Here is a 13726-nt window from a genome sequence, read left to right on the forward strand (position 1 = left end):
CCTGATAATAAATTCATTTTCAACTTCTTGTGTTGATGGTTTTTTCTATCTTGTAATGTGCGGTATAACGCATACTACCATAATTTTTACGACCCAAATTATAACAATATTTGTATGAAAAGTCAAAACAAATACAGAAAATTCCAGCTTCAGCAAAAAAATATTGAAGCTCTTGAGAGAGAAAATTCCCGCTTCAAAAGAGTGTATTCAGAATATGAAAATATGACAGACGAATTGTGGAACCTAGAAAACTCTACCAATGAACCTGTGCCTGATGATTTTATCAACGCCATCATGCTTCAGAGCTCTTATCTGGAAGATGAAATTGAAGACTGGCTCATCAAATTTGATAACCAAAAAGCTGATATAAAACATTAGAAGCTTCCAGTCTGTTTTTAAACGCTATTTGAAGATAAATTCATAATTTAGCATCCTTAAACTAAAATGTAAAATATGGTTGCTATTGTTGATAGTGGGTCTACCAAATCAGATTGGGTGATACTGGATGATTTCAAAAAAGTGTTTTTAAAAACAGAAACCATCGGCTTTAATCCCAATTTTATCAACAGAGAACTTATTGTTCCTGAAATAGAAAAGAACAGCAGCCTTATATTAGTCAAAAATTCCATAACCAAGATCTTCTTCTATGGCTCAGGCTGCGGTGTGAAAAAAAACTGCGAAACTATTGAAGAAGAGCTTAAAAGGATATTTACAAAAGCAGACATCGTTGTGAAAGAAGATCTTATGGCCGCAGCTTATGCCGCATATAGCGGAAAGCCAGCTGTGGTATGTATTTTAGGTACAGGATCAAACTCTTGCTATTTCGACGGGAAAAACCTTAAAATAGAACTACCTTCCCTGGGTTTTCTTATGGGAGACGAAGGAAGCGGAAGTGCTATCGGGAAACAGCTCGTGCGCAGATACTTTATGAAAAAATTGCCGGCAGATCTTCATACAGAATTCGAACAGAACTATGGACTGAAGATTGAAGATGCATTGAAAAACATGTATCACAGCCCGCGACCTAATGCCTGGTTAGCGGATTTCAACAAATTTGTCATCGAAAGAAAGGAACATCCTTACTTTAAAAATATGGTGTACGAAGAAATGAAAAATTTCTTTGAATACCAGGTAATTCCATATCAGGAATCAAAAGAAGCCGAGATCAATTTCATCGGCTCTATCGCTTATTATTATGAAAGTACCCTCCGCTCTGTTGCGGCAGAATTTCATTTACATGTGGGCCACGTTGTCCAGAAACCTATCGAAAGTTTAGTAGACTACCATATTAAGTATATACTTTAATAAAAAACAAAATTCTATGTCAAGTAAAACCCACCGCGACGAAAAGAACTTTAATCAGGCCGCGTTAGATTATCATAAAGCCGAACCTAAAGGAAAGATCGAAGTTATCCCTTCAAAACCGCACTCGTCTCAAAGAGATCTGTCATTGGCGTACTCACCGGGGGTGGCGGTTCCTTGTATGGAGATCCATGATAAACCGGAAACTGTGTACGACTACACAGGTAAAGGAAACCTGGTAGCTGTAATTTCCAACGGAACAGCTGTATTAGGACTTGGAGATATTGGAGCTGAAGCTTCAAAACCGGTAATGGAAGGAAAAGGTCTTTTGTTCAAGATCTTTGCAGATATCAACGTTTTTGATATTGAGATCGATGAAAAAGATCCGGATAAATTCATTCAGATTGTAAAAGGTATTGCTCCTACATTCGGAGGAATCAACCTTGAAGATATTAAAGCTCCTGAAGCGTTCTATATCGAACAGAAGCTTAAAGAAGAACTGGATATTCCTTTAATGCACGATGACCAGCACGGAACGGCAATTATTTCAGCTGCTGCATTGATTAATGCTCTTCAGATCGCTAGCAAAAATATCGGAGAAGTGAGAATGGTGGTAAATGGAGCAGGAGCCGCAGCCATTGCTTGTACCAATCTATATATTTCTCTGGGTTTGAAAAGAGAAAATGTTTTAATGTGTGACAGTAAGGGAGTGATCAATCATAAAAGAGAAAACCTTACGCCTGAAAAAATTGACTTTATTGCCAATACAGATATCGAAACACTTGAAGATGCGGTAAAAGGTTCAGATGTTTTCATCGGTCTGTCAAAAGGAAACGTAATGACTCCGGAAATGCTTTCCAGCATGAATGAGAATCCTATCGTTTTTGCTTTGGCAAACCCGGATCCTGAAATTGCTTACGACCTTGCCCTTGAAACCCGTAAAGATGTGATCATGGCAACAGGTAGAAGTGATTATCCTAACCAGGTGAACAATGTATTGGGATTCCCTTATATTTTCCGTGGAGCATTAGATGTTCAGGCAAAAGGAATCAACGAAGAGATGAAGCTGGCAGCTGTACACGCTATCGCAGATCTTGCAAAAGAACCTGTACCGGAAGCTGTAATATTGGCTTATAATGTTCAGAACCTGCAATTTGGAAGAGAATACTTTATTCCAAAGCCGTTTGATAACAGGTTAATTACGAAAGTATCCAGCGCTGTAGCAAAAGCAGCCATTGAAAGTGGTATTGCCAGAAAAACCATCGAAGACTTCGAAGAATACGAAAACCAGCTGCTGGACAGAATGGGAAGAGATGAGAAGCTGGTAAGAATGATGCAGAGCCGTGCTAAATCGAATCCAAAGAGAATTACTTTAGGTAACGCTGAAGAATATAATGTATTGAAAGCCGCACAGATTCTTTACGAAGAAGGGATTGCTTTCCCAAGTCTGTTAGGAGATAAAAAATACATCAAAGAGCAAATGGAACGTTTCGGTATCACCCTGGATATTCCGATTATAGATCCAAGTGATGACGATCAGAAAGAAAACAGGAAAAAGTACAGAGAAACTCTTTGGAAACTTCGTCAGAGAAAAGGGATGAATGAGTACAAAGCGAAAAGATATGTGCGTCAGAGAGATTATTTCGGTCCGCTAATGCTGAGACATGGAGATACAGATGGCCTTATCGTTGGTTTCTCTAAAAACTATACTTCAGTGCTCCGTCCTGTTTTAGAAGTTATTGAAAAAGATAAAGGAGTAGACAAAATAGCAGCAATGATGATGATCCTTTCAGAAAAGAAACCTATCTTCTTCGCTGACACATCCATCAATCAGAATCCTACAGCGGAAGATCTTGTGAATATTGCTAAAATGGCTGAAATCACAGTGAAATCTTTTGCAATAGAGCCTAGAATTGCCATGCTTGGTTTCGAAAACTTTGCCGCAATTTCTGACACTTCCAAAAAAGTAGCCAAAGCAGTAAGCATTCTCCACGAGAAATACCCTAAAATGGTTGTTGATGGTGAGATCCAGCCGGATTTTGCCATGAATGCAGATCATTTAAGCGATTATCCTTTCTCAAAATTAGGAACAACTCCTGCCAATACTTTCGTTTTCCCGAATCTTGAAAGTGCCAATCTTTCTTACAAGATCATCAGAGGAATGAAAGTGGCACAGGTGATCGGACCAATCTTGATGGGATTAAAGCAGCCTGTACACGTTTTACAGATGCGTTCAAGCGTAGATGAAATTGTAAACTTAGCTACTGTGGCGGTTCTTGATGCCCAGAGAAGAGAAAAGAAAAACTCTGAAAAAAAATAGCTAAATGCTGAGGCCGCCATAAATGGCAGTTTGATAATCATAAAAATAACAGAAGGCTCCTATTTTGGAGTCTTTTGTTTTTATATTAATTCCTTGAATTTACGATCAAAATTTAAGTTAAAAATCATTCGCACGTGAAATGAAAATATTAATTAGTTTAAATTGCTATATTTGGGAGTTTTAAAAATTAATAATGATATTTTCCTTACAAGGCAGTGTTCAAGAACTTACACCCACTTACGCAGTGATCAACGTACAAGGAGTTGGTTACTATGTAGGTATCAGTTTGATGACCTCCCAGGCTCTGGCCCTGAATAAGCCGGCATTCTTATTTACTCAGCAGATCATACGGGAAGATGCTCATCTTCTCTTTGGATTTAACACTCGTTCAGAAAAAGACATGTTCAATCTGTTAATAAGTGTTAATGGAGTAGGAGCTGTTTCTGCCCTTATCCTCCTTTCCACCTTGAGCCTTGAAGAGATCGCTTCAGCTATTCTCTCCAAGAATAGTGCACTGATTCAAAAAGCCAAAGGAATAGGTGCCAAAACTGCAGAAAGAATTATTGTAGATTTAAAGGATAAAGTCCAAAAATTCAGTATTGGAGAAGAAAATATTTCTTCTTTTGTGGATAATAAAGTCAAGGAAGAATCGTTATCTGCATTAGAAGTTTTAGGGATTCCGAAACGAATGAGCGAGAAGATCGCAGACAGGATGATGAAGCAGAATCCTGAGATCTCCGTAGAAGAATTGGTAAAACAAATTTTAAAAAACATTTAACATTTGGTGGCGAATAATAAGCATCTGAAAATATTTTTGTTCCTGTCGTTCCTGTGTATGTCAGTAAGTGCCTTTGCACAACAGGTACGTGATACTGCGATCATAAAGAAAGATTATCAACTGGCTGACCCTACAAGGTATGAGGCCTTTTATGACATAAAAACAGGGATGTACTATGTATATCCTAAAATAGGAAATACCTATACAGGTCCTCCTACAGCGATGTCTCCGGAAGAGTATAAAGAATTTATGCTTGCAACGCAGTCAAAAGCTTACTACAAAGAAAAATCCGATAAGTACAGTCTCCTTTACAGAAGAGATAGAACGGACGCCCGTAAGAAAGGTCTTATTCCGTCTTTGATGATCAACAACAGGCTGTTTGAAACTATTTTCGGAAGTAATAAAATAGAGATCATTCCTTCAGGATATGCCTCTTTAGATTTTGCCGGACTGTACCAAAAAATAGATAATCCACTGATCCTGCCACAGAACAGGACCAGTTTTACCTTTGATATAGACCAGAGGATACAGCTTGGATTATTGGGTAAAGTAGGAGAGAATCTCCAGTTGAAAGCCAATTACGATACCCAGAGTGGTTTTGCATTCGAAAACAGGATGAATCTTGTATGGCAGGCAAAAGGAAACTGGAAGGACCTTCAGACTAAAGGTCTTGGTGAAGTAGACAAACCCAGTGCAGGAGGAGAAGATAAAATTATTAAAAGAATAGAATTCGGTAACGTTAATATGCCGCTTTCTACCAGTCTTATCCGAGGCTCGCAGTCATTATTCGGGGTAAAAACAGAATTCCAGTTAGGAAAAACCTATGGAACAGTAGTTCTTTCCCAGCAACAGGGGGAAGCCCGTAATATTGTAGTACAGGGTGGAGGTGTTATGAATAACTTTAAAGTCAACGCTATTGACTATGAAGACAACCAACACTTTTTCCTGGGACATTACTTCCTGGACCGTTATGATAACGCACTGGCCAATTATCCACAGATCAACTCCACGGTAAATATTACCAGGCTGGAAGTCTGGGTACTAGACCAGGGGAACAGTAACCTGGCATATCAGAAAAGTATTATTGGTATCAGAGATTTGGGAGAAGGTGCTTCAGGATTGCCGGACAACTCTCAGAATGGATTATACCCATCTATTAATGCAGCAATAGGTCCAAGAGAAGCTGGTAAAAATTATGCGACAACCTTTCAGGGGCAGATGTTCCCGGGAAGTGCGCAGCCTTACGATAACGGAGAACAGTTTATTTTTAATACAAAAGCAAGAAGGCTGAATGCTAATGAATATACATTACAACCTCAGTTAGGATATATTTCATTGAACCAAAAGCTGAACGAGAATCAGCTTTTAGCCGTTTCCTATTCCTTTACGGATGGTACCAATAAAGTTTATAAAGTAGGGGAATTCTCCGAAGAAAGTCCTGTATTGGTAACGAAAGTTCTTAGGGTAAACAATAAAGTAAATACAGAATCTCCAATGTGGGACCTGATGATGAAAAACATCTATTCTTTAGATGCAGGGCAGGTAGCGCAAGACGGCTTTATTCTTAATGTATTCTACAGAGATCCGAAAACCGGTGGTAAAGTGAATTATCTTCCCGGAACCAGTGTCCAGGACAAAAATTTACTGAAATTGCTTAACTGGGACCGTCTCAACATGAATGGTGACATCCAGGCCAGCAGCGGTATATTGGGAGACGGTATCTTTGACTTTGTTAACGGAATTACGATCAGGCCGGAAACAGGTAGGATTATCTTTACCAAAGTACAGCCTTTCGGAAGCTTTATGCAGGGACAGGTCGGGAATGATCCGCAGTTTGTTTTTACAGATCTCTACAGGCAGCAGAAGCAGGTGGCATCTTCCAGCAATCTTGCCCAGAGATATACCATAGAAGGACGGTACAAAGGAACACAGGGGCAGGGGATTTCTCTTGGTGCTGTAAACGTTCCGCAGGGATCTGTAAAAGTTTCGGCGAATGGTGTTCAGCTGACAGAAGGGGTAGACTACACCGTGGATTATATGCTCGGAACAGTAACCATCATCAATGAAAATGTTAAGCAGTCCGGACAGGCTATCAATATCTCATTAGAAAACCAGCTTACCTTTAATACCCAGAGAAAAAGATTCTTGGGATTAAATCTGGAAAGAAGATTCAATGAGAACTTTATAATAGGGGGTACAGTTGTTAACTATTCCGAATCTCCACTTACTCAGAAAGTAAACTACGGGCAGGAAGCTGTTAATAACACGATGGCCGGGATCAACATGATGTATAACAATCAGGTTCCTTTCCTGACAAGGCTTACAGATAAGATTCCATTTGTAAATACAGAAGCTCCATCGAACCTGAACTTTAAAATGGAAGGGGCATACCTTCTTCCGGGATTGAATAAAGGAACAAATGATCAATCTTATGTAGACGATTTCGAACAGACAACGTCTAAAATATCCTTAAAAGAACCCACTGCATGGAGCTTGGCTTCAAGACCAGAGAAAAACTTGGCGGCACCATTTAACGGAGCTCCTAGTGATGATGCTGTGACAAGCGGTTATGGAAGAGGACTTTTATCATGGTATAATATTGACCCAAGATTCTGGGGAGTAGGAGGAAGAGCACCGGCAGGAATTACAGCGCAGTCTGTTTCCAACCACGCATCCAGAAGAGTTCAGTATTCCGAAATTTATAACAACAGAGATTTTGTTGCGGGTGAGCAGACCTTCACCAATACCTTAGATATTTCTTACTATCCTCAGGAAAAAGGTCCATACAATGTTAATCCGGGTTCCGAAACAGCGGCTTCCAGATGGGCGGGAATTATGAGACCCATCAGTGTTTCCAATTTCGTTAATTCAAATATAGAATATGTTGAATTCTGGATGATGGATCCTTATGCGGATGGAACTGTCTTAGGTGATAGAGCGAGACTTTTACTTCAGTTAGGAAACGTTTCCGAAGATATCCTGAAAGACGGCAAAATGCAGTATGAAAATGGTCTTCCTACTCCGGGAGCACCCTCTACTACTACAACTTCCAATTGGGGAGTACAACCGAAACAGCCGCCAATTCTTTATGCGTTTTCAAGTGAAGGTGATGACAGAAGATCTCAGGATTTAGGATATGATGGTTTAAGCTCAGATCAAGAATCTATGAGATTCGGAAATACATTTGTTAACCCGGTTACCAATTTAGTTGACCCTGCTGTGGATGATTTCGTATTCTTCATGTCAGATAAATTTACAGGTAATCAGGCGGCATCACTTGTTCAGAGATATAAATATTTCAGAAACCCGGAAGGAAACTCTCAGGCTAATTCATTGGAAGTGGCTTCACAGACTCCGGACGCAGAAGATATCAACAAAGATTATAACCTTGACCAGACAGAAAGCTACAATGAATATGTTGTAAAATTAGATAAGCCGAGTCTTGCCCTAGGACAGAACAATATCGTAGATGTAAAAACTGTAAAGGCCACTTTCCAGAACGGACAGTCTTCTGACGTGAAATGGTACCTGTTCAGAATTCCTGTTTCGAAATATGCAGAAACTGATGCGGAAGGAGAGCGAAGTGCATCAGTGCTTAACAACGTAAGATTCGCGAGACTAATGCTTGCAGGTTTTGAGCAGACTTCAACTTTAAGATTCGGGACAATGGATCTTGTAAGATCAGACTGGAGAAGATATCCAAATCAGATTGCCAGCCCTACAGTATCTTCACAACAGGAAGGGGTAGGTATAGCACAAAATAATAACTTCGAAGTAGGAAGTGTAAATATTGAAGAGAATGCCCTTAACCAGCCTCCTTATGTATTGCCTCCGGGAATTGACAGACAGGTGTTGAGTGGAAATGCGGGAGCACAGAGACAGAATGAAGCTTCACTTTACATGAAGATAGACGGTCTTGCCGGAGAAGCAAGAGGAGTTTTCAAGAATACTACTCTGGATATGAGAAGATATAAAAAACTAAAACTTTTTGTACATGCTCAGGACCCGACAGACAGATATCAGGGTATCGATTCTGAATCTAAATTCTTCATTCGTTTCGGAAGTGATGCTACGGACAACTATTATGAATATGAATCTCAAATGTTGCTTACGCCTAGGACAGCAACTACACCTTTTGAAATCTGGCCTGTTGAAAACAATGTGGATCTAGAAATCCAAAACTTTGTAGATGCCAAAATTCGAAGAGATAAGAGTTCATCTAACATTGTAGACAGAATCATGGATCCTAATTTTGGAGATGAGTCAAAAAGAATTTATATCAAAGGACGTCCAAGTTTAGGAAATATTACTACCATTATGATTGGGGTAAGAAATACAAGCCGTTCAAACTCTATTACCAGAATTCTTTGGGTAAATGAGATCCGTCTTTCTGAAATTGAAAATGATGGAGGATATGCAGGTAACGCAAGTTTGAACTTTAACCTTGGAGATTTTGCTACTGTAAATACGAGTGCATCTTATACATCCGTAGGTTTTGGTAATATAGATTCAAAGCCGGCAGAAAGAAACCAGTCTACACAGTCTGCATTCAGTATTAATACTGCTGTAAACGTAGATAAATTCCTTCCTGAAAAAAGCGGGATGAAAATTCCTTTAAACTATTCCTACTCACAAACTATCGAGGATCCGAAATATAACCCTCTTGATACCGATGTGGAATTCAGCAAGGCAGCTAACAAGGAGCAGCTTAAAAAAGTAGCAAGAACTTATACACAGCAAAGAAGTATTGGCGTTGTCAATATGCATAAGGAAAGGGTAAATCCAAATAAGAAACCTAAATTCTATGATATTGAGAACGTTTCCGTAACGGCAGTTTATAATGACGATTATTACAGAGATATTTATACTTCAAGAAACTATAGACAATATCTGAGAGGTTATGTTGATTACAACTATACTTTCAAACCGTGGGTAATTAAGCCATTCAACAAAATGATCAGTGATACGGCGAAATCTACAAAATATCTGAGATGGATCAAAGAATTCAATTTCAACCCGGTTCCTACAAGATTGTCTTTCAGAACTGAAGTAGACAGAAATTACAATGAGCTTGAATTTAGAAATGTAGAAGCAATCTTAAGTGGAAATACCGGTGATAGTTTTGCTGCGATCAAAAACAGAAACTTCTTCTTCGGGTGGCAGTACGGTTTAGGATTCAACTTTACAAAATCATTAAAGTTAGAAATCAACTCTGCAACGAGAACCCTCAATGATAATGTAGATGTAAATGGCATGAGTGACAAGTCTATCTTTGGAAATGTATTCAGAGCAGGTAGACCGGTATTGTACAATCACAGAGTACAGCTAAACTACAAACTGCCGTTCCAGTACCTTCCGTATTTAGATTTCATCGATGCAGAAGTTGGGTATGGACTTACATATAACTGGAATGCAAGATCTACCGCACTTCTTTCAAGTCCTGAAGGAAGCCTAGGTTCCGTAGGTCAGAATACAAACGTGATTCAGGCTACGGCTACTGCAGATATTCCGAAGTTCTTCGGGCAGTTTAAATATTTCAAAAACATTTCTGCAAAACTGCAGAAGCGTAAACAGGAAATTGACTCATTGAACAACGCGTATACACAGCAGTGGGAGAAAAAAAGATATAGATATAAGAGCTATAAATTCAAAAATAAACTGACAATACTGCAGAGCGCAGCTTTCGCACTAACATCGTTCAAACAGTTAGATATTAATTATTCTGAAAATAACGGAACGGTACTTCCAGGTTTACTTTCAGCACCAAATATGTATGGATATGGCCAGACATTAGGAGGTCCTACGATTGGATTCCTTTTCGGATCACAGGCTGATATCAGAAGAACCGTGCTGGAAAATGGATGGGTAAGTGATTCCCCTTATATGACCGATCCTTATGTGAAGATGTCAACAAAAGAATTAAGGGCCAATTTACAGATCGTTCCTATCAATGATTTCAGAATTGATCTTAGTGCACTGCATAACTACAATAGAAACTTTTCACAGTCTGGATTTAATAACCGAAATAACCTTGGAACTGCAAATCATGATTATGCATTTGCGAATGATCAGGTAACTTATTCTAACTCTGTGGTACTTCTTAAAACGTCATTCAAAGAGACCCAGGCCGTTTATCAGGCAATCAGGGAAAATGCAATGATTCTTTCCCAGCAGATGGGATTAGGAGAAGTACTGAACAGCGATGGCTTTGCAGATCATTATAGTATTGCCAATGCTTATGTATTGATCCCTGCATTCCGGGCGGCAGTTGAAGGCAAATCTGTTAAGCAGATGGGAAATGCTAAAAAAGCAGGCCTTCCGATTCCAAACTGGAAGATCACCTATTCAGGTTTAAGAAACATTCCGATCATTAATGGTCAGTTCTCTAAATTTGATATCCTGCACGGATATACCGCGACCTATACGGCAACTGGTATCCAGTCAAGTATAGATTACTTTAACAGGCTTTCCGGTGGAAATGCATTTGATGTTAATAATGATTACATCAATCCGTTTACATTCTCTCAGGTTGGTTATGTGGAGTCTTTCTCGCCACTTATCGGTATAGATGTTACCATGAGAAACAATATGCAGTTTGGACTTCAGTATAATAGAAACAGGATGATGCTATTAGGATTGGTCAACCATACTCTTACTGAAGACTCCAATACGGAATATGTAGTAAGACTTGGATATATCGTTAAAAACTTCAGACTTGGTATGGCCAATACGAGAGGATCTAGGGGGAAAGGAAGTGACCTGAATATCAGAGGAGATATTTCACTGAGAGACAGCAAAACTTCCATCATGAATATCCTGTTGAATGATTCACAGATCACCGGAGGACAGAAACTCATGAATATAAAGCTTTCTGCAGATTATAACGTTTCAGAAAATCTGAACCTGAGAGTATTCTATGAGCAGATGACTTCCAAATACAAAATATCAACGGCATTTCCGTTGTCTACCATTAGGGCCGGTCTGTCTGCAACATTTACATTTGGAGACTCAGGTGGTGGTTTCTAAGAAAAAATTTAATACATAATTACTAAAATAAAAATCCCTTTCTGTAAAAGAAGGGGATTTTAGTTTTAATTCACGTTTTTTGGAATAGCTTGGTTTATATGGTATCTTTGGCAAAAAAATTATATGAGAAAAACTATATTGATTTTTGGGATGATATTTTCAGGCTTAGCTTATGCCCAACAGGCTACAAATTTAGCTGTTTTGGATACAAGAGATGTGAACTCTCTTCCATCCGCCTATAGCCAGATAGCAAAAGTAGAATTTAAATTCAGAGACGTAGTGCAGGTGCCGGGAATAGGAAACTACTCATCGATGCTTACTATAGCACCTTGGGTTGATAGTTCAGGTAATAAAGTACACCAGCTTAATTTTAATGATGGAGGGGTATTCTATAGAAATGCCTCGCAGGCAGACAGTCAATGGGGGAATTGGAATCAGTTATTAATGGCAAATGTTAATGGAGATGTGGGGATAGGAACTACAGATCCACGATCTAAAATTGATGTTTGGGGGAATATTTTAACTGGAAATACTAATGCTACAGAAGGTATTAATGCATTTGCCATAAGATATGAAAATGGATCATTAAATAATTGGGGATCTTTAAGAAGTTCAGCCGCAACTTATATGAGCTTTGGAGCTAAAGCAGACAATAATATTGGAAATGGATGGGTATCTAGTAATGGAACTCTGAACTTTTCTAAAGTAGCTATAACATTAAATGATGATGGAATTAAATTTTTGACATCTCCTCAGCAAATGATTGCATTAAATTCACCTGTAGCTATGAATGAGATAATGAAAATTGCAGTGAATGGAAATGCTGCGCTACAAGGAAAGTTTGAAGCAAAGGAAGTAAAAGTAACCCTAACACCAACAGCTGATTTTGTTTTTGATGAAGAGTATAAGCTGCCGGAATTAGATGAGGTTGAAAAGCACATTAAAGAGAAAAAGCACCTTCCTGAAATTGCATCAGCAGCACAGATGGAAAAAGAAGGAGTTAATATTGGAGAGTTTCAGATTAAGCTTCTTCAGAAGATTGAAGAACTTACGCTGTATACGATTGAGCAAAATAAGCAGCTTAAAAAACTTCAGGAGAATAATGATAAGCTCATGAAAGAAATGGATGAGTTAAAAGCAATAAAAAAATAATTGTTATACAATAGTCAATTGCTGCTTCAGGAGCGATTTTTTATTTTGTCTCCAAAATTTAATTAAGATATTCATTACCTCTTTGAACCTTTTATTATTTTGAATACATTTGTACAAAATAAAAATTAAAATGAATACACCATCAGAATTAAAGTACACTAAAGATCACGAATGGATCAAGATTGAAGGTAATGTTGCTACAATCGGTATTACAGACTTTGCACAGGGAGAATTGGGCGATATCGTATACGTAGATGTAGATACTGTAGATGATGATCTTGAAGGGGCGGCTGTTTTCGGAAGTGTGGAAGCAGTGAAAACTGTTTCAGATTTATTCCTGCCTATTGCCGGAAAAGTTATTGAGTTTAATTCAGAGTTGGAAGATCAGCCTGAGCTGTTAAATACAGACCCTTATGGAAACGGATGGATCATTAAATTAGAAATTGCTGATGGTGCAGATCATTCAGAACTGCTTACTGCAGAAGAATACCAGGCAATCATTGGATAAGGTTTCAAAAATATTTAGTAAGATTTTGCCCATTTATTGGGCATTTCTTACTTATATGCTCCTAAAACCAGGCGAAGAAAATAACGAATACTGGTTCATGTTCAACGGTATTGATAAAGTTTTGCATGTGAGCATATTTGCAATGTTGGGTTTCTGTTTCATTGCCACTTTTCACAAAATTAAATTTTCATATTTCTTTCAGATCATCCTTATATATGCTTTCCTTACTGAAATCTTCCAGGAAGAAATGGGCTTAGGCAGATCCATGGAATCTTTAGATATAGTAGCAGATACTATAGGATGTCTGATTGGATACTCTATATATAAGGTATTAGTTAAACGTTTTTTCTAAACCAAACTTTCTTATTTTTTTCTCAACGACGATTGTGGATAACTACGTTATGTGCATAAAGTCTTAATAATCAAAATACTGTATTGATACTTATCCCCAATATAAAATGTATGTAAATTTTATGTTAAATAAGTTTGTTTTGCGTGATATTAAGTTGTTATCTTTGCCGCACTGAAAAACGAGAGTGGTCAGTAGCGCAGAAGAGCTTTTAGATAAGCGATAGGTATTTAAAAAAGCTTACAGGAATCAGGAGAAAAAGCTTAGCAATATTTTAATAAATAAAAGTTG

At 38.3% G+C, this 13726-nt stretch carries 8 protein-coding genes; all 8 read left to right on the top strand.

Features of this window, described 5'->3' with window-relative positions; all coding sequences use genetic code 11:
- Positions 1–114 precede the first annotated feature (114 nt).
- The 8 genes from DRF61_RS12310 (at position 115) to DRF61_RS12345 (ending at position 13438) form a co-directional block, all read left to right on the top strand.
- Complete coding sequence (locus DRF61_RS12310; protein WP_111957401.1) at positions 115–378, top strand: hypothetical protein; 264 nt, start codon at positions 115–117, stop codon at positions 376–378.
- Between the two features lie 75 nt (positions 379–453).
- Positions 454–1305: a BadF/BadG/BcrA/BcrD ATPase family protein gene (locus DRF61_RS12315; RefSeq protein ID WP_111957403.1), complete on the top strand. Its 852-nt coding sequence runs from the start codon at positions 454–456 to the stop codon at positions 1303–1305.
- A gap of 16 nt (positions 1306–1321) precedes the next feature.
- A complete protein-coding gene (locus DRF61_RS12320; RefSeq protein ID WP_111957405.1) occupies positions 1322–3622 on the top strand; it encodes an NADP-dependent malic enzyme in 2301 nt (766 codons plus the stop codon).
- A 193-nt stretch (positions 3623–3815) separates the two neighbouring features.
- Entirely contained in the window at positions 3816–4400 is a 585-nt protein-coding gene (gene ruvA / locus DRF61_RS12325) for a Holliday junction branch migration protein RuvA (protein WP_111957407.1), read from the top strand.
- 57 nt (positions 4401–4457) lie between these two features.
- Positions 4458–11426 carry a T9SS outer membrane translocon Sov/SprA gene (sov, locus tag DRF61_RS12330; protein WP_111957409.1) on the top strand — a complete coding sequence of 2323 codons (6969 nt, stop codon included), beginning with the start codon at positions 4458–4460 and terminating at the stop codon, positions 11424–11426.
- A 123-nt stretch (positions 11427–11549) separates the two neighbouring features.
- The gene (locus DRF61_RS22915; protein WP_228452704.1) at positions 11550–12578 is read left to right on the top strand and encodes a hypothetical protein; all 1029 of its coding nucleotides are present in this window, start codon (positions 11550–11552) and stop codon (positions 12576–12578) included.
- A gap of 130 nt (positions 12579–12708) precedes the next feature.
- Entirely contained in the window at positions 12709–13086 is a 378-nt protein-coding gene (gcvH, locus tag DRF61_RS12340) for a glycine cleavage system protein GcvH (RefSeq protein WP_111957411.1), read from the top strand.
- Positions 13028–13438, top strand: coding sequence for a VanZ family protein (locus DRF61_RS12345; protein ID WP_111957413.1), 411 nt, complete (start codon positions 13028–13030; stop codon positions 13436–13438). The genes gcvH and DRF61_RS12345 overlap by 59 nt, the downstream gene beginning before the upstream one ends.
- Positions 13439–13726: the final 288 nt, after the last annotated feature.

The sequence above is a fragment of the Chryseobacterium lathyri genome (assembly GCF_003290185.1).
Taxonomy (GTDB): Bacteria; Bacteroidota; Bacteroidia; order Flavobacteriales; family Weeksellaceae; genus Chryseobacterium; species Chryseobacterium lathyri.